Consider the following 22,893-nt stretch of genomic DNA (forward strand, 5'->3'; position numbering starts at 1 on the left):
AACAGTTGAGGGGCCTCCGCACGGACGGAGACCCCCTCACCGGTTCAGGCCCGCGGCAGCCGCAGGGTCACGAGCTGGAACGGACGCAGCGCCAGGCGGATGCCGTCGGCATCCTGACCCGTCAGCACCGCCTGCTTGCTCTCACGCTCGAGCAGGTCGACTTCGCTGGCGTCACCGCTCGGGAAGCCCACGGCGACCGTGGCGTCGGCGCGACGCCCGAGAGCCTCGTACAGACGGACGATGACGTCGCCGCTGCCGTCTTCGGCGAGCTTGACCGCCTCGACCACCACACCCGGGTGATCGATCGAGACGAGGGGCTTCACATCGTCGGCGCCCTCGATGCGGCGCTCTGCGAGGTTCGTGCGGTACCCCTCGGCGATCGCGTCGACGAGCTCGCCGCCGACGACGATGCCCACCTCCAGATGATGCCGCCCCTGGTCCTGCTGCGGGTCGGGGAACAGCGCGGCCCTGACGAGCGAGAGCCGCACGGTCGAGTACGTGCCGCCCGTCTCACGCGGATGCCGGGTGATGTCGTGGCCGTAGGTGGAGTCGTTGGTGACCGCGACACCGAAGTCGCTCTCGCCCACTCTGACCCACCGGTGCGCCACGGTCTCGAAGCGCGCGGCATCCCACGAGGTATTGGTGTGGGTCGGACGCACGATGTGCCCGAACTGGATCTCGGAGGCGGCGTGGTCGGTGTGCACGTCGACGGGGACGCTGAGCTTGAGCAGCTTCTGCTGCTCGTGCCAGTCGATGTCGACAGCCAGCTTCAGGGTTCGCGACCCCTCGTCGAGACGGATGCTGTGCACCAGCGTCGACGCGCCGAAGGACCGCGAGATCACCACGGCGCCGTCGACGATCTCGATGCCGTCCACATCGAGGAGGTCGGTGACGTTGCGGCGGTAGTGCTCGTCGATGTCCCAGGCGTCCCACTGCGTCGGGGTATCCCGGTGCAGCTGGAAGACGCCGGCGCTCTGACCGGCCGGCACGACCTCTCGGTCGCTCGCCAGGTCGATGATCGATGTCAGCACCCCGCGGGCGTCGATCGTCGCACGCACAAGCCCGTTGTCGAGCACGAACCCGCCGTCCGCCGCAACCGGCGTGGCCGGTGCGACCGCATCCGCCTCGCCGATCGCCAGCGCGCAGACCGAGGCATGCCCATGCGGGGCCGCGTTGGCCACAAGGCTGCGCGTACCATCGCCGACCAGCGCACGCAGCGAGTCGGCGATGATCTGCTCGAGCTCGACGGCGATCGCCGCGTAGTTGCGCTCGGCATCCTGGTGCACCCAGGCGATCGACGTTCCGGGCAGGATGTCGTGGAACTGCTGGAGCAGGACGAGCTGCCAGAGGCGTTTGAGCTGCTCGGCCGGGTAGGCGCGTCCGGTTCGGACAGACGCCGTCGCCGCCCAGAGCTCGGCCTCGCGGAGCAGGTGCTCGCTGCGGCGGTTGCCCTGCTTGGTGCGCAGCTGACTCGTGTACGTGCCGCGGTGGAACTCGAGATACAGCTCGCCACTCCACACCTCGGGTGACGGGTACTCGGACTCGGCCTGCTCGAAGAACGCCCGTGGGGTGGAATGCCGGGCGACCGGCGACCCTTCCAACGACCCCGCGCGCTCGACCTGCGCAGCCATCTCCCGGGTCGGTCCGCCTCCGCCGTCGCCGTAACCGTACGGCAGCAGCGAGACACGGGCTCTGCCCTTGTCCTGGAAGTTCCGCTGCGCATGCGCGAGATCGGCCTGCGAGGCGTCCGAGTTGTACTTGTCCACCGGAGGGAAGTGCGTGAACACGCGCGTTCCGTCGAGGCCCTCCCAGAGGAACGTGTGGTGCGGCATCCGGTTCGTCTCGTTCCAGGAGATCTTCTGCGTGAGGAACCACTTCGATCCCGAGGCCTTGATGATCTGCGGAAGGGCGCCGCTGTAGCCGAAGGAGTCGGGCAGCCAGACCTCGGGGGTGTCGATCCCGAACTCGCGGAGGAAGAAGCCCTTGCCCTCGACGAACTGGCGGGCGAGGGCTTCGGAGCCGACCATGTTCGTGTCGGACTCGACCCACATGCCGCCGACCGGAACGAAGCGGCCCTCGCGCACGCGCTCGACCAGCCGCTCCCAGATCTCCGGGTAGCGCTCCTTGATCCAGGCGAACTGCTGTGCCGACGAACTGGCGAACACGACCTCGGGGTTCTCGTCCATCAGCGAGAGCACGTTCGAGAACGTCCGCGACACCTTGCGAGCCGTCTCGCGCACCGGCCACAGCCAGGCCGAATCGATGTGCGCGTGCCCGACGGCATGCAGCACGTGCGCGCTGGCATGGGCGGGACTCGCCAGGACCGTTCGGAGCGCCTCACGGCCCGCTGCCGCCGTGCCCGCGACGTCATGCGGGTCCACGAGGTCGATCATCCGATCCAGCGCCTGCACGATCTCCGCCCGCCGCGGTGACGAGGCATCCAGCTCACCGAGGAGCCCCCGCAGGATCACGGTGTCGTCGAGCAGCGACTCGACGGTCAGGTCGCGCAGGGCCACGTCGACGACGCGGAGCACGTAGATCGGATCGGTACCCGCGGTCTCGGGGTCGCCGAGCGCGGTCGGGTCGAACGTGAAGATGCTGCCCACGTCGGGATTGGACGCCGCCTCGAGCAGCACGTCGATGCGGCCGTCCGACTGCACTGCCGCGGCGACCGCGTTGTTGAACGGCGAGATGCCCTTGATCGGACTCCCGTCGAGATCCCAGACGAGAGCCTCGGCCTGGAAGCCGCTCTGTCCGGCCGTGAAGCCGAGGTCCACGACGAGCTCTGCCCTGGTGCCGTCAGGAAGTTCGCCGGATGCCGTACGCCACTCGCTCGGGACCTGCCCGCTCACACGGAACCACGTCGTGCCCCATGGGCGCCCCCACGGAGCGCCGACCGCGGTGGGCGCGTACTCCGCCTGAACGGCATCCGTGAAGGGCACCGGCTCCCCCGGCACCTCCCACGCGCGCACCTCGAGCGGGTGGCTCAGGCGGTGACGTGCCGGACGGAGGCGCTCGCGGATGAATCGGTCGATGCGCATCTCGATGAGCGCGGTGCGGTCATGCATGTGTGGTGCTTTCTGGATCGAGGGGATTGTGCGAGGAGGCGAGGATCAGCCCTTGACGCCGCCGGCCAGCGCGAAGCTGCTGCCGGAGAGACGCTGCACGAGCAGGTACAGGACGAGGATCGGCACGGAGTACAACGTGGCGAACGCGGCGAGCTGCCCGTAGGCGACGGCGCCGTGGTTGCCGAAGAAGGTGAAGATCGCGACGGCCGCCGGCATCTTCTCCGAGCTGAACAGCAGGACGAACGGGACGAAGAAGTTCCCCCACGCCTGCGTGAACACGAAGATGAAGACGACGCTGATACCGGGGCGCATGAGCGGCAGGACTATGGTCCACAGCGCCCGCATGGCGGAGGCTCCATCGACCCATGCGGCCTCCTCGAGGGAGACCGGCACCGAGTCCATGAAGTTCTTCAGCATCCAGATGGCCATGGGCAATGACGTGGCGGCCATGAACAGGATCACGCTGACCTGCGAATCCAGCATCTTCAACTGCACGAAGAGCGCGTAGACCGGCACCATCATGGCCGTGATCGGCAGGCAGGAGCCGAACAGGACCGAGTACATGAAACCGCGCTGGAACCGCGAGTTGTGCCGTGAGAGCGGATACGCGGCGAGCACGCCGACGACGACGGTGATGAAGGCGGTTCCGAACGAGATCAGCGCCGAGTTCCACAACGGCAGCAGGGTCATCGACCAGTCGAACACCGAGGCGAAGTTGTCGAACGTGAGGCTCTCCGGCACCGAGATCGACACCGTGGCCGACGGAGACACCGAGGAGAACACGATCCACGCGATCGGCACCAGGAACACGACCCCGATCACGATCAGGACGGTGTTGGCGAGCCACGCGGAGCGACGCTTCGCCGGCGTCGCGACGGAGATCCGCTGGCCGCGTCTCACGGCGGGGCGGACGATTGCTTCAGTGGCAGTCATCAGTCGACCTCCGGCTTGAGGATGCGGATGTAGAAGATCGCGAAGATCGCGCCGAGCACGAGGGTCACCGCAGCGATCGCCGTGCCGTAGCCGATCTGGGAGTACTGGAAGGCCTCCTGATAGGCGAGGACGGGAAGGGTCGAACTCGAGACGCCCGGCCCTCCCTTGGTCATCACCCAGATGAGACCGAAGGTGCCGAGCGTCTGCAAGGTGGTGAGCATCAGGTTCGTCGAGATCGAGCGGCGGATCATCGGGATGGTGATGAGGAAGAAGCGCTGCGTGGCGTTCGCACCGTCGATCTGTGCGGCCTCCATCACCTCGGGCGGCACCTCGTTGAGGGCGGCTCCGTACACGAGCATCGAGAACGCCGTGCCACGCCAGACGTTGGCGAGGATGACGGCGAACATCGGGTACTCGATGAGCCAGCTCACCGCGGGGATGCCGATGGCCTCGAGTAGCGCATTGAGCGTGCCGTCCTTCGAGAAGTAGGCGTAGAGGGCGAAGGCGGCGACGATCTCGGGCATCACCCAGGCGACGACGACAAGTGCGCCGACCACGCTGTTGACCGACTTCGAACCGATGCGCATGAGCGCGGCGACGCCGAGGCCCAGCACGTTCTGGCCGATGATCGCGGAGAACAGCACGAAGACGACCGTGAGGACCAGCGCCGTCCAGAAGTTCGGGTCGGTGAAGAGCGAGACGTAGTTGTCGAGTCCGACGAACTCGGGCTGCGCCGCCCGGTAGCCCGTGAGGGCGCGGTTGGTCAACGATCCCCAGATGGCGTAGATGATCGGCCCGAGCAGGAACACGACCAGCAGCACCACGGCGGGCAGCAGCGGGACGGAGCGCATCAGCTCGCGGAGAGGGGCGCGCCGCCCGGCCCCGGTGGGCACCGGGGCCGGGCTGTGCGTTGCGGAAGCGGAGGTCACTGCGGGATTCCTACTCGACGTTGTCCGCGCCGACGATCTGGGTGAGCGCATCGTCGTAGGTCTTGGCGGCATCCTCTGGGCTCGCTTCTCCGGTGATCACCGATTCGGTGGCCTGCTGAAGCGCGCTGGTGATCTGCGAGTAGTCCGGCGTGGTCGGACGGAAGTGCGTGTACTGCACGAGGTCGGAGAAGAACGCGAAGGTCGGGTTGTACGAGAGGTACGCATCGTCGGTCGCGACGTCTTCGCGGACGGCGATCTGACTGTTCTCGGTGTCGTACTTGAGGGAGTTCTCCTGGTTCAGCGCCATCGCGATGAAGTCGAAGGACGTCTGCGGGTGCTTGGTCTGAGAGCCGACCGCGAGGGTCCAGCCCCCGGACATCGAGGTGTAGCCGGGGTCGCCGCCGTCCTGCGTCGGCATCTTGGCGAGACCGATCGTGTCCTCCCAGCCGTCCCAGGCGCTTTCACCGCTGATCCAGCCACCGGGGAGCCAAGAACCGTCGATGGCCATGGCGAGCTTCCCCTCGGGGAGCAGCACCGTGGGGACGCGGCTGCCGATGGTCGAGTCGAGGGCGAGATCGAGCGGAGTCGCCAGATCGTTCTTGTAGAGCGTGTCGTAGAAACCGAAAGCGTCGGTGAGGCCCTCTGAGCCCACCGCCCACTTATCGGAGTCGGCGTCGTACAGGGTGGACTCGGTGCCGTAGAGCAGCATCTCCAGACCCTGCATCGACGTCTGCTCACCGGCGCTCTTGCTGCCGTAGATGTTCAACGGGATCAGGTCGGCGTCGTACGCCTTCACCGCTTCGGCAGCGTCGAGGATGTCCTGCCACGACGTGGGCTGCCAGTCGGTGGGGAGCCCGGCCGCCGCGAAGATCTCCTTGTTGTAGTAGATCGCGCGGGTGTCTGTGCCCATCGAGATGCCGTAGGTGCTGCCGTCTCCACCGAGTCCGGCCTCCTTGGCTGCGTCGTAGAACTGGTCCCAGTCATCCCAGTCGGCGAGGTAGTCATCGATCGGGAGCAGGTAGCCGGCAGCAGCGTCGGAGCGCAGCTGGAAGGTGTCCTCGTAGATCACGTCGGGTGCCGTGTCGGGCGAGCCGTTCATCAGGGCGAGCTTGGTGAAGTACTCGTCCTCGGACTCGATCGGCTGAAGCTTGACCGTCACACCGGGGTTCGCGGCCTCGAACTCGGGTTTGACCTTCTGGAAGAGGTCATCGAGCTGGTGGAACGCCGACGTCATCTGGTACGCGACGGTGATGGTGCGGTCTCCGCTGTCGGACGTCTCCGCGTCCCCGGACGCACCGCATCCCGAGAGGACGACTGCGCCGACCGCGATCGCGCCGATGGCGGCGAAGGGCTTCGTTCGCATCTGCTTGCTCCTTTGCATGCGGACCTCGCTGTTGAGGCCCTCAGACGGATAACCCTATCAAATGGGATAACTGGGTAGATAGGGCCTCGTAACAGTTCCGTCACGGAACGCTATGCCGTTCGGGATGACGGCAGACAGCGGTCAGCGGCTGATCATGAGCCGCGACGGCCGCGCCGTGAGCGCGTCGTCGAGCACGAGGCACGCGGCCCCCACGGCGGCCGCGTCCGCTCCCATCTGCGAGGGGCGCAGCTGCACGGGTGCTGTGGACGTGCTGACCGCGGTGGTGTGCACCCAGTGATCCAGCGCCGGGAGAAGCCGTTCACCGAGCCTCGACCACGCGGGGCCTCCCAGGACGACGATGCCGAGATCGAGGAGGTTGTTCACCTCGACGATCGCTGTTGCGAGGTGCCTCCCCGCGCTTTCAAGGGCGGCAAGCACCCCCTTGTCTCCGGCGGCGGCCAAAGACGACAGCAGCTCGAGCTGCATCCGCGCATCTCCCGTGCCGCTCGGCGGAGTCGTCCGCTCCGCCTGGGCCAGGAGCATTCGCGGCTCCATGATCACTCCGATGCAGCCGCGCGATCCGCAGGTGCAGAGCGGCCCCTCCGGGTCGACGACGATGTGCGCGATATTGCCGGCGTTACCCGTCCTGCCGTGCACCGGCGCCCCTGAGACGGAGAGCCCGAGGCCGAGTCCGGCACCGTAGTAGAGGAACATCGCGTCGGCGAGCTCTTGCCCTGCATCGAACCACTGCTCCCCGACGACCGTCGCCACGACGTCTTTCTCGAGCAGCGTCGGCAGCCCGCTGACCCTTTCCAACTCCTTGCGCACCGACACGTTATGCCAGGCGGGGAGGAGCGGCGGATTCAGCAGGCGACCCGCGTCGCGGTCGAACGGCCCCGGAGCGGCCACACCGATCCCGAGCACGCGCTCGGCCGGAAGGCGCGCCTCGAGGATGAGCGATCGGACGCTGTCTCCGAGACGCCCCACGAGTTCATCCGGCGACGCCTCAGCGCCTCCGGGGGTCTGCTCGGTCCGCGCGACGACAGCGCCGGCGGCATCCACGACCACGACGGTGTCGACGGCCGGGTCGAGATGCACACCGACCGCGTAGCGCGAATCCGACCGCAGCGCGAGGAGCGTCCGCGGCTTTCCCGGGCCCGAGATGACCTTCCCGGTCTCTTCGATCAGCCCCTCGTTGGCAAGTCGGCGAGTGACATTGCTGAGCGTCTGCGTCGACAGCCCCGTGCGTTCGGCGAGCTCGCTGCGGCTGAGCCCTTCCTCGGACCGGCGGATGAGGTCGAAGACGAGCGCCTGGTTGTAGACGCCTACAGCAGGGAGGTTCGACCCACGCTGCATATTCCGCTCCTCACCCGTGCGCCACCGTCGGCGCGTGAACCCTCATGATCGCGGCGACGCCCCGCAACGGTCAAACCCGGGCCCTCGAGTTCACGCCTCAAGCGGGACGCATGGAGGCGCGCTCCCGCCGCCCCACGTCAATTGAAGTCGCCGCCCGGGGCCATGTCCATGAAGCGCGAGTAGTGGCCCTGGAACGCGACGGTGATCGTGGCGGTGGGACCGTTACGGTGCTTGGCAACGATCAGGTCGGCCTCGCCGGGACGCACGTCCTTGTCGTAGACCGAGTCGCGGTGCAGCAGGATGACCATGTCGGCGTCCTGCTCGATCGAGCCGGACTCACGCAGGTCGCTGATCGCGGGCTTCTTGTCGGTGCGCTGCTCGGGACCACGGTTCAGTTGCGACAGGGCGATGACCGGAACCTGCAGCTCCTTGGCGATGAGCTTGAGGCTTCGCGAGAACTCCGAGACCTCCTGCTGACGCGACTCGACGCGCTTGCCCGAAGTCATCAGCTGCAGGTAGTCGATGATGACCATGCGCAGGCCCTCGCGCTGCTTGAGTCGACGGCATTTCGCGCGGATCTCGACGAGCGTCATGTTGGGGCTGTCGTCGATGTAGAGCGGGGCATCGTTGATGCGGCCTCGGGTCGCGGCGACGGTCGTCCAGTCGCGCGGGTCGAGGTTTCCCTTGCGCATGTTCTGCAGCGGGATCTGGCCCTCGGCGCTGAGCAGACGCATCGCGATCTCGCTCTTGCCCATCTCGAGCGAGAAGAAGACCGAGGGGATGTTGTGGCCGATGGACGCCGACCGCGCGAAGTCGAGCGCGAGCGTGGACTTACCCATGGCGGGACGCGCGGCGACGACGATCATCTGCCCACCGTGGAGGCCGTTGGTGAGCTCGTCGAGCTCGCGGAAGCCGGTGGGGACACCCGTCATCGAACCGTCGCGGCCGCTGGCGGCCTCGATCTCTTCGAGAGCGGCGTCGACGGCGATCTGCAGCGGGACGTAGTCTTCGGCGGTCTCGGATCCGGTGATCGAGTAGATCTCGGCCTGCGCGTTGTTGACGATGTCGGTCGCATCACCCTCGCCCGCATAGCCGAGCTGCACGATGCGCGTGCCGGCGTCGACGAGGCGACGGAGGATGGCGCGCTCCGAGACGATGCCCGCGTAGTAGCCGGCGTTGGCCGCGGTCGGGACGATCGAGGTGAGGGTGTGCAGGTAGTCGGCGCCACCGGCGCGACCGAGTTCGCCGGTCTTGATGAGCTCGTCGGTGACGGCGACGACGTCGGTCGGCTCGCCGTGCGAGTACAGCGAGAGGATCGCCTCGAAGATGAGCTCGTGCTTCGGGATGTAGAAGTCGGCGCCCTTGAGCGTCTCGATCACGTCGGCGACGGCATCCTTCGAGAGGAGCATTCCGCCCAGCGCGCTCTGCTCGGCGAGAAGGTCGTGAGGAGGCGTACGCTCCGGCGCGCGCTTCGCGCCCATCCGCTCCTCTGAGATGTCGGCGATCGACACAGTCTTCCCTTCGATGCGACGTTTCCGATGCGATGTTCTGATGAAGCGTTCCGACGGCGGGCCGTGTGGCTCTCGGCCAAAAGTGCCGCTCCGCACAGCGAAACAGGTGCCTCCGACATTCGGTCGCTCGCCCACGCTACGAGCGACTGTTTCCACACGCAACACGGCCTGTGGATAACCATGTGGAAAGCGTGCGGACAAAGCCGGAGTGTCTGTGCACAACGGGTGTGGATAACCCCGTGGATGGGTGTGAGTTCAAACTTTTTTCTTTGTCCTGACCAGGGTTTAGCTGTTTCCCCAGCCTGTGGATGAGAATCAGTTTAAATCGCGCATTGAAGGTTGCCCCTCTCGGGAGGGGGATGTGTAGAACCTGGGGAAAGTCAAGCCGAGATTTCACCGGGCGCGTCACAACCCGACATCCCCGGAAACGCGCGCAAAACCCCCTAGACAGACGGTCTGCTCGCGAGTATCGTCACCCGCAATCGATGCACCTGCGTCGAGGTACGTTGCCTTCGGAGGGGGAGGTCGACGTGGACGTTCCGGCCACCCGACGCGGCGTTCCTGCCGTCGTCCTCTGGGGTGCCGTCGGAGCGCTCGCCTGGGCGACGCTCACCCTCTTCTTCGGAGGCGGATCCGCGCACGCCGATGAGCAGCAGGACGGCCCGCTCGACGGGCTGACCTCGATCGTCAGTGAAACCGTGTCGGCCGTCACCGCACCCGTGACCCCCGTCGTCACGAAGGTCGTCGCACCCGTCGTCACGAAGGTCGTCGCTCCCGTGCAGAAGGCCGTTCCCGCCGTCGTCGAGACCGTGACGAACACCGTCGCGAAGACCCCCGTCGTGGGTCCTGCGACCGCGCCGGTCGTGCACGTCGTCACCGAGACGGTCGACGCGGTCGTCGAACCCGTCACCGAGGTCCTCACGGATTCGCCGGTCGCGCAGATCACCGACCCGATCCTCGACGCCGTCGCGGGCGTCCCCGTCGTCGGCGGACTCGTGTCCGACCTCGGCGTGGTCACCGCGGTGCGCGATGTGGTCGGAGTGGTCGATGACACGACGGCTCTCCTCGGAGAGGTGACGAACGGGACCGTGCCGCCGGCGCTCGAGGCGCTCGATCCGACGACCCCCGATCCGACCCCGGGTACCGGTGTCGTCGATCCCCCCGTGAGCCCGACCACCGTCGCCGCCGTCTCCGCGACGCAGGCGACTTCCGCACCGATCCTCGGCGCTTCGGGCACCGCTTCCGCGCGGGCATCCGCCGTGTCGTTCTCGGCTGCGGACCTCGTCTCGCACGAGTCCGCCCCGGCCACGGAAGACACGACGACGGCACCCACGGGCACTCCGTCCGGGAGCCCGCCGGGCGCCCCCGTACCCGCATCTTCCTCCGCCGGCCTCGGCGGAGGATCCAGCCCTGCCCACGCGCGCCTCAGCGACGTGGACCCTGCTCCGCTCCGTGCTGGCGAGCGGACATCCGGCGCATCCGACGACGTGCTTCCTTCGTCGCCGGTCGCCGACACCGACGTCTCACCTGACTGACGGACCGTCACGTCGTTCCCCCGGGGACGACAGATGCCGTGCTGCGCGCGCACTCTGATCGCGCGCACCCATCAGACGATCCATCCAGTCAGGAGAAACGATCATGCGCACTTACGTCAAGCGAGCCCTGTGGGGCACGCTCATCGCCGGGGGCATCACGCTCCTCGGTGCGACGGCCGCCAACGCGGCCGAGACATCCGGAGACGACGGACTGCTCTCCGGCACGCAGGCGGAGACAGCGATCTCGGCACCGATCTCGGCGGTCGGCAATGCGATCTCCGTGCTCGGCGACGTCGTCGCGGCGCCCGCATCGGCCCCGGCCCCTGCACCCGCACCCGCACCCGCTCCGGCACCCGCGCCGGCTCCGGCTCCGGCGCCGGCGCCGGTGACCAGCGGGTCCTCGGGCACGGCATCCGGCACCCAGGCCGTGGTGACCGTGAACCTGCCCGTCACCGTATCGGGCAACGCGGTGAGCGTGCTCGACGACAGCTCATCGACCAGTGCCCCGGCCGCAACTCCCCAGAACTCGGCTCCCCAGGCCGAGACCCCGGCCGGGGCACCTCTCGTGACCACGAACGGCGTGGACGGCGTGCTCTCGGGCACGCAGGCACTGCTCGCGGTCAATGCACCGATCACCGTCACGGACAACGCCGTGTCGCTGCTCGGCGACTCCGAAAGCGCTGCACCGAGTGGAGAGGGAGCCGCAGCACCGGCATCCTCCACTCCGGCGGCATCGGGCACGTCGTCCGGTGACGACGGGACCGGCAGCGGCACCCAGGTGGTTGCACCCGTGACGGCACCGGTGACGGTGTCGGGCAACGCGATCTCCCTGCTCGGCGACAGCGCGGCAACCGGATCCGGCACGGCCGGCACCGGGGACTCTTCCGCTCCCGCCACGACGGGGGGAACCTCCGGCGATGACGCCATCCTCGGCGGCACGCAGGCGATCGCACCCGTGACGGCACCGGTGACGGTGGCGGGCAACGCGATCTCCCTGCTCGGCGACAGCGCGGCAACCGGATCCGGCACGGCCGGCACCCCGGCACCCACCGCGCCCGCGCCCGGCGGCAACACCACCACCGGAACCGACGGCATCCTCGGCGGCACCCAGATCACCGCACCCATCACCGCCCCCGTGGCCGTGACCGGCAACGCGATCTCCGCCCTCGACGACGCCACCGTCACCGGCGGCGGTGGAACCACCGCCGCACCCACCGCACCCACCACCGGAGGCAACACCACCACGGGAACCGACGGCATCCTCGGCGGCACCCAGGTGGGGCTGCCGGTGACGCTGCCGATCACGATCGGCGGGAACGCCATCTCGGTGGTCGGCGAGGCGACGGTGACCGACCCCGGTCCCGGAACCGACCCGGGAACTGACCCGGGGACGGACCCCGGCACGGACCCGGGCACCGACCCGGGAACTGACCCGGGCACGGACCCGGGAACCGACCCGGGCACCGACCCCGGAACGGACCCGGGCACGTCGGCCGGTGCCGCGACAGCCTCTGGCGCGGTGACCACCGGCCAGGCGGAAGGGCTCGCCATGACCGGCGGCGCTCCGACCGAAGGACTGATCGCCCTCGCCGCAGCCCTGCTCCTCCTCGGAGGGGCCGGACTCCTGCGCCGTCGTCGTTTGACGGCGTAGCGAAGACGCCGGCGGTGCGGTCGTCCTCGGGGGAGGAGACCCCGCATCGCCGGTGCGCACGGCGTCCATCCCCATGCCGACGGGTCCCCCGCTCGTCGCTCGACGCCGGCGCCACTAGGACGGATGCCCCGTGGACCCCACCGCGGGGCATCCGTCGCGCCCTGCCCGCTGCAGTTCGCTCGGAGAACAGCGCTTCATGCCGCAAAGATGCGGAATCCCCGGCCGCCTGTCGGGAGTTCGGACGGATGTCGGGAGAACACGCCGTCCCGGCTCCTCACACGGAGGAAACTCCCGACAGGTGTAGCGCCGCGAACTCAGTCGACGACGGGCAGGCCCTCGCCATCGAAGGCGACGCCCTCAGCGCTCAGGCGCTCACGGGCGGCATGATGCACCACGCCGCGCTTGCGCGGGTCGGCCTCGAGCAGGCCGAGCACGAGCTCACGGGTGGCATTGGAGTGATGGGCCACCTCGATCCGCACACCCCAGAACCGGTCGGCGGCGAAGCGGGCGAGTGCCTGCGCATCGGCATCCGGGTTGTGGGCGGCGGCGGCACGGATCGCCTGATTCGGGTCGTCGACGAGCTGTGCGAAGTCCTCCGGGGTGTGCGCGCCCCGAGCCAGCCGGTAGCGGCGTTCCTCGTCCGCGAGCTGCTCCGGCGTCTTGCGCTTCCCCATGGCGTCCCCTTCTGCCGGCGCCGCTGCGCACCGGGAGCGTCAGTCTATTCGGGGCACCCGACCTGTTCGCGGTCCGACGAGGAGGCGACGGCATCACCGACGGGCGTCGGACGTCCGGGAGAAGAGCAGCTAGGCGTGCGCCAGACTCGGTGCGCGGACGAACGCGCTCAGGCGCAGCGCGAGCTCCTCGGCCTCGGCTTCGGCTTCGGCCTCGGCTTCGGCTTCGGCTTCGGAGATCTCGGAAGAAGCAGCTCCCGGCCCGCCCCCGGCTCCGACCAGAGCGCAGGATCGGGCCGGGGTACGCAGCTGGTCGAAGGTCATCGGCAGGGTCTCGCAGCGCAAATGCCCGCAGAGCACGTGCGCGAGCTCATGGGTCACGGTGTGCAATCGGAACCATCGCGGATCGGAACCGCGGACCGGTATCCGCACGCGATCACCCTCGACGAGGACGAACGGCGCGACGGCCGTCCATTCCGATTCCTCGAGTACATCGATCTCGATGTCCATACCGGTCAGCGCCGACACGCGGTCGGCGAGGCACTCCACGCTGGTGCCGCACTCGGCCTCCAGCTCTTCGAACAGCCGCTCCACGCGACGTCTATCCTTCACGATTCACTCACCCTCCTGCAGCCCGGCCCCCTTTCGGCCGAACATTCCCTCACTGGGAGAGACGGCGGGAGGGGTGCACTCATTACGCTGAAAGGCTGAGAACCTTCGAACAGACTTGTGCGGTGTGGGTACGACCTTTGTCCAGCGGTCCCCGATGAAGGCGGCACGATGGGTACCCCCGATTCCGTCCCGCGGTGCAAGATGTCGGGACCTCGCACACCTGTCGGGAGGAAGTGCGGCGTTTCGTCCGACATCCGTGCATCCTCCCGACATCCGCACCCCGGCCGACAGACAGACGGACGGCGACCGAGGAGGAAGCACACGCCCCACACACACACAGAACGCCCCCTGTCCCGAAGGACAGAGGGCGTTCCGGGAAGTGCCTTACTTAGCGGCGACGACCTGCAGCGTGATGACTGCAGTGACGTCTTCGTGCAGACGCACGGTCGCCTCGTGGTCACCGGTCACCTTGATGGGCGACGGGATGTGCACCTTGCGCTTGTCGATCGAACCCAGGCCGGCGGCTGCGACAGCATCCGCGACGTGGTCGGTCTTGACGGAGCCGAAGAGACGACCCTCCTTGCCGGCCTTGACCGCGAGACGCACCTTGGTGCCCTCGAGAGCGTTCTTCAGCGCGACAGCGTCGTCACGATCGTGGATCGCGCGTGCCTGACGCGCGGCCTGGATCGAAGCGACCTGCTTTTCGCCACCGCGGGTCCACGCCGTAGCGAAGCCCTGCGGGATGAGGAAGTTCCGGGCGTACCCGTTCTTGACCTCGACAACGTCACCGGCGCTACCCAGCCCGGCGACCTCGTTCGTGAGAATCAGCTTTGCCATCTCGATACCCCTTACCGGCCGGCGCCAGCGTAGGGCAGGAGCGCCATTTCGCGCGCGTTCTTGATCGCCGTGGCGATCAGACGCTGCTCCTGCACCGAGACACCGGTGATACGACGGGCGCGGATCTTGCCGCGCTCCGAGACGAACTTGCGAAGGGTGGCGACATCCTTGTAATCGATGACACCAACCCGGATGGACTTCGCGGGAGCGGTGGGCTTGCCACCCTTCCGCGGCTTGCGGCGGTCGCCGCTCGACTTTCCAGCCATTGTTTTTCCTTAGTGATGAGCGGATGCCGGTTTCCGAGACGAGCTCGGCGGCCGGATCCAGAAGTTGTTCAGAACGGGGTGTCGTCGCCGAAGCTGCCCGGAGTGCTCCAGGCATCTGCGCTCGTCGAGGAACCGGGGGTCGACCACGGCTCCTCCGACACCTGCTGCTGCGCGGGACGAGCCTGTCCGCCGCCGGCACCACCGGCACCGCCGGCACCACCGGTCGAAGCCGCACGGGTGACCTGCGCGGTCGCGTACCGGAGCGAGGGGCCGATCTCGTCGACCTCCAGCTCGATCGCGGTGCGCTGGTTGCCCTCGCGGTCCTGGTAGGAGCGCTGACGCAGACGGCCCTGCGCGATGACGCGCATGCCCTTCGTCAGCGAACCCGCCACGTGCTCGGCGAACTCGCGCCAGACGGATGCACGGAGGAACAGCGCATCGCCGTCCTTCCACTCATTCGCGGCACGGTCGAAGTTCCGAGGCGTCGAAGCGATGGTGAAGTTCGCCACCGGCAGCCCGTTCTGCGTGTAGCGCAGCTCGGGGTCGGCCGTGAGGTTTCCCACAACGGTGATGACGGTTTCGCCGGCCATGGACGTCAGGCCTTCGCAGCCTTGGCGGCCTTGCGAGCAGCCTTCTCTTCGGAGCGCTTGGCCTCCGAAGCGACCATCGCCTGAGCCTCTTCCGAGCGGAGGACCTTGGTGCGCATGATCTGCTCGTTCAGCTTCAGCTGACGGTCGAGCTCCTGCGTGGCCTCGCTGGTAGCGGTGAAGTTGACGACGGCGTAGATGCCTTCGTTCTTCTTCTGGATCTCGTAGGCCAGACGGCGCTTACCCCAGATGTCGACCTTGTCAATCGAGCCACCATCGTTGGTGATGACCTTCAGGAACTTGTCGAGCGTAGGTGCGACCTGGCGCTCGTCGATCTCGGGAGTCAGAATGACCATGAGTTCGTACTGGTGCGTCACTTACCCACCTCCTTCGGACTAGAACGGCTCTCGGGACTTTCCCGGGAGCAGGAGGGTGTGTGCACGTGCCCGCCCCAGGAATCCCGAATGGACGCCGGAAAGCAGACAACCTCGACAGTCTAGCGGAGATTCCTCCGTGTCGCCCGCACGGGTCGGCGCCCACCCTTGGCATGCTGGAGGGCGTGCCCGGTGACGGTCATCGGGCACTCGACCAGAGGGGGGACGCCATGCGCGTCAACAAATGGGGGGTCGGCGTGATTCTCGCCGCCGCCGTGCTGCTCACCGGATGCTCGGCGGGCGGATCGGACAAGCCGGCCGAGTCGAAGCCCAGTAGCGGTGCTTCGCAGGAGGCCGAGGCTCCGGCGACGGACTGCCCTGAGCTGAAGGACGGCGACACCGTCGACGGCGCGGCGCTCGGTGCCTGCATCGCAGACGCCATGTCGGACACCGCGGGCTACGCCGCGAAGACCACCGTCATGGGCATCGAGTCGACGGCGAAGTTCAACCCGTCGGAGAAGGCCCTCGAGTCGATCTCTCCGGCCGGCTCGCTGATCGCCATCGGCGACGACGTCTGGGTGAAGTCCGCGACGAGCGAGTGGCAGGTCGCCGATCCGAAGTCGAGCGACCCGGTCATCGCCGCGCTGAGTGCCACCGCCGCCGACGTCACGTCGCTCGACCCGGCTGCTGCCGCCGAGGCCATGACCGGCGAGTTCACGGTGACCGGCACCGGCGAGCGCCTGGGCGAAGAGGTCTTCCTCCTGACCGGCTCGATCGACCAGCAGGGCACCACGGTCGACGTCGTCTTCGAGGTCACGGCGGACTATGTCAACCTCGCGTCGACCAGCACCGCCTCGCTCGAGGGCCAGTCGGTCGAGATCTCGATGGAGATCACCGAGTGGGACGTGAAGCAGGACATCGTCGCACCGCTCTGATGCGGGGCTGATGCTGCGGGCCGGGGCTGCTGCCTCGGCCCGCAGTGCGTTCGGGGATCTCCGCGAGGCTCCGGGTCACACGGAATGCAGGAGATCGCGCGTTGTGAAGGAGCTCGTGCCCGATCCGGTCCTTCAGGTCGGGATATCTCCTTCGTGTCACGCGTTTCAGTACATGGCCGCTCAGTACATGACCGGCGGGATCTCGGCCCACACCGTGCGGTCGTCGACCGAGGGTGCGGCGGGGATGCGGCCGGCACCGTCGGGCTCCGGGATCGCCGCGAGCAGCGCCTGCGTGTACGGATGCTGCGGCGCCGCCCAGAGCTGATCCGTCGGACCGGACTCGAGCACACGCCCGCCGAACATCACGAACGTGCGGTCGGCGATGCGGCGCACCACGGCGAGGTCGTGCGAGATGAACAGCATCCCGGCTCCAGACTCCGCGACCAGGTCACGCATCAGGCCTGCCACACTCGTCTGCGTCGAGGCGTCGAGTGCCGAGATCGGCTCATCGGCGACGAGGAGCGATGGCCGCGCGGCCAGTGCCCTGGCGATCGCGATGCGCTGCTTCTGCCCACCCGAGAACTGGTGCGGGAAGCGGGTGCTCACGGTCGTCGGCAGGCCGACGCGTTCCAGCCACTCGTCCACGGTCGACCCCTCGGCGCCGCGCGCACGCGCGGTCGCGATGCCGTCGGCGATCTGGTCGCCCACACGGCGGCGGGGGTTCAGCGACGTCGCCGGATCCTGGAACACCATCTGGATGCCGGTCATCGCGGTCGGACGACGACGGATGCCGAGGGGGGCCACGGGCTCATCGCGGAAGAGCACCGTTCCGCCGGCGGTCTTCTCGATGCCGACGACGGCGCGGGCGAGGCTCGACTTGCCGCTGCCGGACTCGCCGACGAGCGCGACCGTCTCACCCGCGGCAACACGGATCGACACCCCGTTCACGGCGATCACGGGCGGGTTGCCCGGGTAGCGCACGACCACGTCCTGCGCGTCGAGGACTGCGACCTCACTCATCTGCGGCCTCCTGCTCCGGTGCCTCATCGATGCGCGACCCCGGCAGGGCCGCGAGCAGCATCCGCGTGTAGTCGTGCTGCGGGTCGAGGAACAGCGTCTCGCGATCGGCGAGCTCGACCACACGGCCGTCCTTCATGACGGCCACCCGGTCGGCGATCGCGCTCATCACACCCAGGTCGTGCGTCACGAGCAGCACCGCGAGGTTGCGCTGCACCGCGAGGTCGCGCAGCAGCTGCAGGATGCCGGCCTGCACGGTGACGTCGAGGGCCGTGGTCGGCTCATCGGCCAGCAGCACCTCGGGGTCGCAGGCCAGGGCGCACGCGATGGCGATGCGCTGACGCTGGCCACCCGAGAACTGATGCGGGTAGCGCCCCAGCGCCTCGGCGGGGTTCGGCACCTGCACGGTTTCGAGCAGGTCGATCGCCCGCTCTCGTGCCGCCGCACCCTTGAGCCCGAGGTGCACGCGCATGTGGTCGGTGAGCTGGCGGCCGACCGGCAGCTGCGGGTGCAGCGACGCCGACGGGTCCTGGAACACCATCGCGATGCGCTTGCCGCGCACCCGGTTGAGGGAACGGCGCTTGAGCCCGACGAGCTCCTCGCCGCCGAGGAGGATCGATCCGCCGGTCTTCGCCTGCCGCGGCAGCAAGCCCAGCACGGCGAGCGAGGTCAGCGTCTTGCCCGATCCGGATTCGCCGGCGAGACCGTGGATGCGACCGGCCTCGAGTTCGAGCGAGACGCCCTTGACGAGCGGGCGGCCGATGTCGATGGTCAGGTCGCGGATGCTGAGCACGCTGGATCCCTGCACGGTGGTCATGCCGCCACCCCCGTCGCCGATGCCTTGTGCTCCGCGGCCTTCTCGTGCGTGATCTCGGCCGTGGGGTCGAGCACGTCGCGCATCGCGTCGCCGAGGAAGTTGAACGCCAGCACGACGGTCAGGATCGCGAGACCCGGGAAGACCCCGAGCCACCAGGCGTCGAAGTTCTGCATCGCACCCGAGATCATGGACCCCCACTCGGCGGTCGGCGGCTGGGCGCCGAGGCCGAGGAAGGAGAGTCCGGAGAGCAGCAGGATGGCCGCGCCGATGTCGAGCGTCGCGAGCACCAGGACCGGGCCGGCGATGTTCGGGAGGATGTCGACGAACAGCGTCCGGGCGGGCGAGTGCCCGAGCAGTCGTCCGGCGATCACGTAGTTCTGGCCGCGCAGACCCAGCACGATGCTGCGGGTGACGCGGGAGTATTGCGGCCACGACACCACGATCGCCGCGATCACCGCGTTGAACAGCGACGGACCGAGCGAGGCCGCGACCACCATCGCGAGGATCACGGTCGGGAACGCCATGAACAGGTCGGTGATGCGCATCAGCGTCTCGTCGATCCAGCCGCCGAAGTAGCCGGCGACGGCGCCGATGACGGTGCCGATGATCATCGCCGCGATCACGAGCATGAGCGCGAGCGGGAGGCTCACGGTCGCACCCGTCATCAGACGCGAGAAGATGTCGCGGCCGTTGCCGTCGGTGCCCAGCAGCGTGTCGATGCCGGGCGCCTGCAGGCGAGGCAGCACCTGGGCGTTCGGCGGATACGGCACCCACCACTGCGCGGTGAACGCCACGATCACCCAGGCGCCCGCGATGACGGTGCCGATGATGCCGAGCGGTGTGCGCCAGGCGCGGGGCCAGCGGAAGCGGAAGCGGCCGGCGGGCGTGGCGGCGGCGATGCGGCTCATGCGATCCTCACTCTCGGGTCGAGCACGCCGTAGAGAATGTCGACGATGAAATTGATGAGGAGGTAGATCATGCCGACCACGAGACCGACGCCCATGATGCCGGGCAGGTCGAGGTTGGCGGCGGAGTTGTAGGCGTAGGTGCCGAGCCCCGGCCAGGCGAACACCGACTCGACGAGCACCGTCCCCGAGAGCAGGGCCCCGAACGCGACGCCCACGACGGTGAGGATCGGCAGCGAGGCGCCGCGGAGCACGTAGTCGAGGATCACGCGCATGGCGGGAAGACCCTTGGCCCGGGCGGCGCGCACGTAGTCGCTGCCGAGGACCTCGAGCACCGAGGTGCGGATGAAGCGGGTGAGCAGGCCGATCGTCACGAGCGAGAGCACCATGACCGGCAGCGCGAGGTGCGCGAGGGCGTCGAAGAAGCCGACCGCGTCGCCGTTCAGGAGGTAGTCGACCGTGTAGAGGCCGGTCACGCGCGGCGGTGGGGTGATCGACGGCGAGATGCGGCCGGATCCCGGCGCGATGCGCAGCTCGAGGAAGAAGACGTAGAAGCTGACGAGCGCCAGCCAGAAGGTCGGCACGCTCAGCCCGACCAGGGTCACGACCCGGATGACCTGGTCGGTGACGAGGCCGCGACGGTATGCGGCGAGGGTGCCGAGCACGATGCTGACCGCGAGGCTGACGATGATCGCGCCGATCGCGATCTCGATGGTCGCGGGCACCGCGGTGGCGAGGTCGCTGGTGACCGGTTGTCCGGTCACCAGCGACGTGCCGAGGTCCCCGCGCAGCAGGTTCCCCATATAGATGAAGTACTGCACGAACAGTGGCTGGTCGAGTCCGTTCGCCTGGATGAACGCCTCACGCGTCGCCGGGTTCTGCGACGCACCCTCACCGAGCGCGGCCGAGACCGGGTCTCCGGGCACCAGGTTGGTGAGCGCGAACGTCACGATCGTCACGCCCACCAGCAGGAGCAGGGAGGTTCCCGCCCGCCGCAGCAGGTATCCGACCAGAGGCGATCGGCGCCGCTGCGCCTGCCTCTGCACCGCCACTGTCGTCATGAGATGTCCGCTCAGCCGGCGGGCGTGATCTCGGCGATGTCCATCTCCCAGACGGAGTTGTACACCGCACCGCTCACGCTGTCGGCCGACGAGATGTTGCGACCGGGGACGATCAGCGGGACGAACGGGCCCTCGGCCTGCATCGCCTCGACGAACTCGGTGAACGCGGCCGTGCGCTGCTCGGGGTCGGTCGCCGCGGCAGCGCCGGCGGCGATTCCCGCGATCTCGGGGTTGGCCTCAGCAGCCCAGCCGGCACGGAGTCCGACCTTCAGTCCGGGCGCGAAGGGCAGGAAGTTCGCGGAGTCCGCGTAGTCCGGACCCCAGAACCACAGGCCGAAGCCCTCGGTGCCGTTGACGTAGGAGTCGAGCTCGGTCGCGAAGGGCGCGGGGGCAAGCTCCACCGTGATGCCGGCATCCTCGAGCTGCGCCTGGATGCGCTCGGCGAGCGGGGTGAACTCCACGCCGCCGACCGGGTAGTCGTTCGGGAACTTCAGCTGGAGGGTCTGGCCCGTGTAACCGGCCTCGGCGAGTGCCGCTTCAGCCTTGTCGAGGTCCTGATCCACGCCGGACTCCAGGGCGCCTTCGAATCCGGGCGGGATGACGCCGGTCGCCTGCACGGAGCCGGCACCGGCCAGTTCAAGCAGCGCGTCGTAGTCGAGCGCGTAGCGGATCGCCTCGGACATCTTCACGTTCGCCAGTTCACCGGCCACGGCCTCGGACTGGTTCAGCAGCAGGAAGATGGTCTGCCCGGAGGGAACCGAGTCGACCGTGACACCGTCGCCGAGGCCGGCGACCTGGTCGCCGTTGAGGTCCATCGCGACCATCGAGTCGCCGCCCTTGAGGTTGGCGAGCTGCGTGGCGCTCTCGGAGACGTTGCGGACGACGACGCGCTTGTACGCCGACTCCTCGTCGCCGTTGTACTCGTCGCTCTTCGTCAGCACGACCTGCGAGCTGAGGTCGAGGGTGTCGAGGACGAAGGGACCGGAACCCGCGGACTCGCCGTCGAGGAACTTCTGCGCCGAGTCGGTGCCGTCGATCGTGCCGCCGTTCTCGATCACGACGTCGGAGTTGACGATGCCGAGCGCCGGGTTCGCGAGGATCGCGGGCAGCTGCAGCAGCGGGGTCTCCGACGTGATCTGGATCGTCTTGTCGTCGACCTCGGTGATGGTGAGGCCGCCGAGCAGGAAGTTCGGCTTGGCGTCGGCCATGCCCTGGATGCGCTGGAGCGAGAAGACGACGTCCTTCGCCTCGATCGGCGAGCCGTCGGAGAAGACGCGGTCGCCCTCGAGCGTGAAGGTGAACTCGGTCGCTTCGTCGTTCTGCTCCCACGAGGCGAGGCCGGGCACCGGGGTCGAGACGTCGGAGCCTTCGAAGTCGACGAGGGTCTCGTACAGCGCCTTCGCGATCATGTTGCCGGTCGGGTCGTAGGTGTGACCCGGGTCGGCCGTCTCGATCGAGAACGCGGTGTCGATGACGAGCGAGTCGGAGCCGGCGGAGTCGCCATTGCCTGCCGAGTTCCCTCCCGAGCATCCGGCGAGCGCGAAGATCGCGACCGCTCCGAGCGCGATGACCGGCGTAATACGGCGTGACGACATGAGGACCTCCAGGGGCGAGGAGTACATTCGGGTGAGTCGCCACCGATGTGGACGACCGGGGTTCAGATTCGCATCATATGCGACGATGTGTCCAGCGAGTGTGGGTGGTCCCAGCACGCTCTGTCCAGAACGTCGGTCGTGAGGAGCAATATGTCCAGCAAGGATGCGGATCAGTCGAAGCATTCTGGACGAAGTGCCGCCCCATTGGACGAGACGGCATACAGAATCCTCGATGTGCTGCGTGATAACGGTCGCGTCTCGATCGCCGCTCTCGCCGACAAGGTGGGCATCTCCCGCGCGAGTGCGTATACGCGGGTCGAGTCGCTGGTGCACGACGGGGTCATCACGGGCTTCAGCGCGCGGGTCGATCAGGCCAAGGCCGGACTCTCGATCGGCGCGCTCGTGTTCGTCACGGTGATGCCGCAGGCCTGGGCATCGTTCCGGGAGCGTGTGCTCGAGATGCCCGATGTCGAGTGGTGCGCCATCACCACCGGCGAGCATGACGCGATGCTGCTCATCCGCGCGGTCGACGTGAGCGGCGTGCACGAGTTCTCCACCGGGGTGATCGCGCAGCTCCCGGAGGTGCGGACCGTGGTCAGCGTCGTCGTGCTCGACGAGGTGATCCGCCGGCCCTACCTGCTGCCGGCCGATCTGCCCGAGCGCAGCACCGAGATCCCGCTCGGGATGACGCGCTGGACGCCGGCCACCGCCGGTCGAGACGCGCTGCCGCCGCGCTGAGTCGCGCTCCCCGCTGCCGCTCTTCGCTGAGGGGTCAGGACACGCCGCATCTCCACGCTGTGATTGGGCGTTTCTTGACCCCTCAGCGCACGGGAGCGACTGCTCGGCGCACGGGAGCGACTGCTCGGCGCA

General features: G+C 68.2%; 21 protein-coding genes. 4 read left to right on the forward strand and 17 right to left on the reverse strand.

Features of this window, described 5'->3' with window-relative positions; translation table 11 throughout:
• Positions 1-44: 44 nt before the first annotated feature.
• The 6 genes from BQ2383_RS00875 to dnaB all read right to left on the reverse strand — a co-directional run bounded on the left by BQ2383_RS00875 (position 45) and on the right by dnaB (position 9,160).
• The gene (locus BQ2383_RS00875; protein ID WP_091027776.1) at positions 45-3,068 is read right to left on the reverse strand and encodes an alpha-mannosidase; all 3,024 of its coding nucleotides are present in this window, start codon (positions 3,066-3,068) and stop codon (positions 45-47) included.
• Positions 3,069-3,113: 45 nt separating this feature from the next.
• Positions 3,114-4,001: a carbohydrate ABC transporter permease gene (locus BQ2383_RS00880; RefSeq protein WP_091027780.1), complete on the reverse strand. Its 888-nt coding sequence runs from the start codon at positions 3,999-4,001 to the stop codon at positions 3,114-3,116.
• Positions 4,001-4,981: a carbohydrate ABC transporter permease gene (locus tag BQ2383_RS00885; protein ID WP_208617598.1), complete on the reverse strand. Its 981-nt coding sequence runs from the start codon at positions 4,979-4,981 to the stop codon at positions 4,001-4,003. The genes BQ2383_RS00880 and BQ2383_RS00885 overlap by 1 nt, the downstream gene beginning before the upstream one ends.
• On the reverse strand, positions 4,941-6,293 hold the full coding sequence (locus BQ2383_RS00890; protein ID WP_091027786.1) for an extracellular solute-binding protein: 1,353 nt from the start codon (positions 6,291-6,293) through the stop codon (positions 4,941-4,943). Before BQ2383_RS00890 ends, BQ2383_RS00885 begins: the two co-directional genes overlap by 41 nt.
• Positions 6,294-6,434: 141 nt before the next feature.
• Positions 6,435-7,649 carry an ROK family transcriptional regulator gene (locus BQ2383_RS00895; RefSeq protein ID WP_091027790.1) on the reverse strand — a complete coding sequence of 405 codons (1,215 nt, stop codon included), beginning with the start codon at positions 7,647-7,649 and terminating at the stop codon, positions 6,435-6,437.
• 137 nt (positions 7,650-7,786) lie between these two features.
• A complete protein-coding gene (gene dnaB, locus BQ2383_RS00900) occupies positions 7,787-9,160 on the reverse strand; it encodes a replicative DNA helicase (protein ID WP_029264272.1) in 1,374 nt (457 codons plus the stop codon).
• A 530-nt stretch (positions 9,161-9,690) separates the two neighbouring features.
• Here dnaB and BQ2383_RS00905 point away from each other — a divergent pair.
• Both BQ2383_RS00905 and BQ2383_RS19560 read left to right on the forward strand, forming a co-directional pair.
• The gene (locus BQ2383_RS00905; RefSeq protein ID WP_244175845.1) at positions 9,691-10,695 is read left to right on the forward strand and encodes a hypothetical protein; all 1,005 of its coding nucleotides are present in this window, start codon (positions 9,691-9,693) and stop codon (positions 10,693-10,695) included.
• A gap of 103 nt (positions 10,696-10,798) precedes the next feature.
• Entirely contained in the window at positions 10,799-12,346 is a 1,548-nt protein-coding gene (locus BQ2383_RS19560; RefSeq protein ID WP_091027799.1) for a chaplin family protein, read from the forward strand.
• Between the two features lie 314 nt (positions 12,347-12,660).
• On the opposite strand, the gene BQ2383_RS00915 is transcribed toward BQ2383_RS19560, so the two are convergent.
• The 6 genes from BQ2383_RS00915 to rpsF all read right to left on the reverse strand — a co-directional run bounded on the left by BQ2383_RS00915 (position 12,661) and on the right by rpsF (position 15,696).
• Positions 12,661-13,020 (reverse strand): hypothetical protein, encoded by a 360-nt coding sequence (locus BQ2383_RS00915; protein WP_091027801.1) that lies wholly within the window; start codon positions 13,018-13,020, stop codon positions 12,661-12,663.
• 129 nt (positions 13,021-13,149) lie between these two features.
• Positions 13,150-13,629, reverse strand: coding sequence for a hypothetical protein (locus tag BQ2383_RS00920; protein WP_140403277.1), 480 nt, complete (start codon positions 13,627-13,629; stop codon positions 13,150-13,152).
• Positions 13,630-14,013: 384 nt separating this feature from the next.
• Positions 14,014-14,466, reverse strand: a complete 453-nt coding sequence (gene rplI / locus BQ2383_RS00925; protein WP_029264267.1) for a 50S ribosomal protein L9 — start codon at positions 14,464-14,466, stop codon at positions 14,014-14,016.
• Between the two features lie 11 nt (positions 14,467-14,477).
• Positions 14,478-14,732 (reverse strand): 30S ribosomal protein S18, encoded by a 255-nt coding sequence (rpsR, locus tag BQ2383_RS00930; RefSeq protein WP_017829850.1) that lies wholly within the window; start codon positions 14,730-14,732, stop codon positions 14,478-14,480.
• 68 nt (positions 14,733-14,800) lie between these two features.
• Positions 14,801-15,322, reverse strand: a complete 522-nt coding sequence (locus tag BQ2383_RS00935) for a single-stranded DNA-binding protein (RefSeq protein ID WP_091027809.1) — start codon at positions 15,320-15,322, stop codon at positions 14,801-14,803.
• A gap of 5 nt (positions 15,323-15,327) precedes the next feature.
• The gene (rpsF, locus tag BQ2383_RS00940) at positions 15,328-15,696 is read right to left on the reverse strand and encodes a 30S ribosomal protein S6 (RefSeq protein WP_029264265.1); all 369 of its coding nucleotides are present in this window, start codon (positions 15,694-15,696) and stop codon (positions 15,328-15,330) included.
• 227 nt (positions 15,697-15,923) lie between these two features.
• On the opposite strand from rpsF, the gene BQ2383_RS00945 reads away from it, so the two are divergent.
• Positions 15,924-16,628, forward strand: a complete 705-nt coding sequence (locus BQ2383_RS00945; protein WP_244175846.1) for a hypothetical protein — start codon at positions 15,924-15,926, stop codon at positions 16,626-16,628.
• Between the two features lie 180 nt (positions 16,629-16,808).
• Here the strand turns inward: BQ2383_RS00945 and BQ2383_RS00950 are convergent, their stop codons facing one another.
• Genes BQ2383_RS00950 through BQ2383_RS00970 form a run of 5 tightly spaced genes read right to left on the reverse strand, consistent with a single transcriptional unit; the run spans position 16,809 to position 22,023 of the window.
• A complete protein-coding gene (locus BQ2383_RS00950; RefSeq protein ID WP_091027822.1) occupies positions 16,809-17,648 on the reverse strand; it encodes an ABC transporter ATP-binding protein in 840 nt (279 codons plus the stop codon).
• Positions 17,641-18,462 carry an ABC transporter ATP-binding protein gene (locus tag BQ2383_RS00955; protein WP_091027826.1) on the reverse strand — a complete coding sequence of 274 codons (822 nt, stop codon included), beginning with the start codon at positions 18,460-18,462 and terminating at the stop codon, positions 17,641-17,643. Before BQ2383_RS00955 ends, BQ2383_RS00950 begins: the two co-directional genes overlap by 8 nt.
• A complete protein-coding gene (locus BQ2383_RS00960; protein WP_091027829.1) occupies positions 18,459-19,370 on the reverse strand; it encodes an ABC transporter permease in 912 nt (303 codons plus the stop codon). Before BQ2383_RS00960 ends, BQ2383_RS00955 begins: the two co-directional genes overlap by 4 nt.
• Positions 19,367-20,428: an ABC transporter permease gene (locus BQ2383_RS00965; RefSeq protein ID WP_091027833.1), complete on the reverse strand. Its 1,062-nt coding sequence runs from the start codon at positions 20,426-20,428 to the stop codon at positions 19,367-19,369. Before BQ2383_RS00965 ends, BQ2383_RS00960 begins: the two co-directional genes overlap by 4 nt.
• Positions 20,429-20,439: 11 nt before the next feature.
• Positions 20,440-22,023 carry an ABC transporter substrate-binding protein gene (locus BQ2383_RS00970; RefSeq protein WP_091027837.1) on the reverse strand — a complete coding sequence of 528 codons (1,584 nt, stop codon included), beginning with the start codon at positions 22,021-22,023 and terminating at the stop codon, positions 20,440-20,442.
• Positions 22,024-22,173: 150 nt separating this feature from the next.
• Between BQ2383_RS00970 and BQ2383_RS00975 the strand changes: the two genes are divergently transcribed.
• Complete coding sequence (locus BQ2383_RS00975; protein ID WP_237682566.1) at positions 22,174-22,761, forward strand: Lrp/AsnC family transcriptional regulator; 588 nt, start codon at positions 22,174-22,176, stop codon at positions 22,759-22,761.
• Positions 22,762-22,893: the final 132 nt, after the last annotated feature.

The organism is Microbacterium oxydans, assembly GCF_900095745.1.
Classification (GTDB): domain Bacteria; phylum Actinomycetota; class Actinomycetes; order Actinomycetales; family Microbacteriaceae; genus Microbacterium; species Microbacterium oxydans_B.

What these genes read in the sequence shown, in the direction of transcription:
- BQ2383_RS00945 (WP_244175846.1), top strand. Translation starts at nt 15,924, where the DNA reads ATGCGCGTCAACAAATGGGGGGTCGGCGTGATTCTCGCCGCCGCCGTG.
- BQ2383_RS00970 (WP_091027837.1), bottom strand. Translation starts at nt 22,023, where the DNA reads ATGTCGTCACGCCGTATTACGCCGGTCATCGCGCTCGGAGCGGTCGCG.
- BQ2383_RS00890 (WP_091027786.1), bottom strand. Translation starts at nt 6,293, where the DNA reads ATGCGAACGAAGCCCTTCGCCGCCATCGGCGCGATCGCGGTCGGCGCA.
- BQ2383_RS00950 (WP_091027822.1), bottom strand. Translation starts at nt 17,648, where the DNA reads ATGAGTGAGGTCGCAGTCCTCGACGCGCAGGACGTGGTCGTGCGCTAC.
- rpsR (WP_017829850.1), bottom strand. Translation starts at nt 14,732, where the DNA reads ATGGCTGGAAAGTCGAGCGGCGACCGCCGCAAGCCGCGGAAGGGTGGC.
- BQ2383_RS00875 (WP_091027776.1), bottom strand. Translation starts at nt 3,068, where the DNA reads ATGCATGACCGCACCGCGCTCATCGAGATGCGCATCGACCGATTCATC.
- BQ2383_RS00885 (WP_208617598.1), bottom strand. Translation starts at nt 4,981, where the DNA reads ATGCGCTCACCCAGATCGTCGGCGCGGACAACGTCGAGTAGGAATCCC.
- rplI (WP_029264267.1), bottom strand. Translation starts at nt 14,466, where the DNA reads ATGGCAAAGCTGATTCTCACGAACGAGGTCGCCGGGCTGGGTAGCGCC.
- BQ2383_RS00955 (WP_091027826.1), bottom strand. Translation starts at nt 18,462, where the DNA reads ATGACCACCGTGCAGGGATCCAGCGTGCTCAGCATCCGCGACCTGACC.
- BQ2383_RS00915 (WP_091027801.1), bottom strand. Translation starts at nt 13,020, where the DNA reads ATGGGGAAGCGCAAGACGCCGGAGCAGCTCGCGGACGAGGAACGCCGC.
- BQ2383_RS00960 (WP_091027829.1), bottom strand. Translation starts at nt 19,370, where the DNA reads ATGAGCCGCATCGCCGCCGCCACGCCCGCCGGCCGCTTCCGCTTCCGC.
- BQ2383_RS00880 (WP_091027780.1), bottom strand. Translation starts at nt 4,001, where the DNA reads ATGACTGCCACTGAAGCAATCGTCCGCCCCGCCGTGAGACGCGGCCAG.
- BQ2383_RS00975 (WP_237682566.1), top strand. Translation starts at nt 22,174, where the DNA reads ATGTCCAGCAAGGATGCGGATCAGTCGAAGCATTCTGGACGAAGTGCC.
- BQ2383_RS00935 (WP_091027809.1), bottom strand. Translation starts at nt 15,322, where the DNA reads ATGGCCGGCGAAACCGTCATCACCGTTGTGGGAAACCTCACGGCCGAC.
- BQ2383_RS00965 (WP_091027833.1), bottom strand. Translation starts at nt 20,428, where the DNA reads ATGACGACAGTGGCGGTGCAGAGGCAGGCGCAGCGGCGCCGATCGCCT.
- BQ2383_RS19560 (WP_091027799.1), top strand. Translation starts at nt 10,799, where the DNA reads ATGCGCACTTACGTCAAGCGAGCCCTGTGGGGCACGCTCATCGCCGGG.
- BQ2383_RS00895 (WP_091027790.1), bottom strand. Translation starts at nt 7,649, where the DNA reads ATGCAGCGTGGGTCGAACCTCCCTGCTGTAGGCGTCTACAACCAGGCG.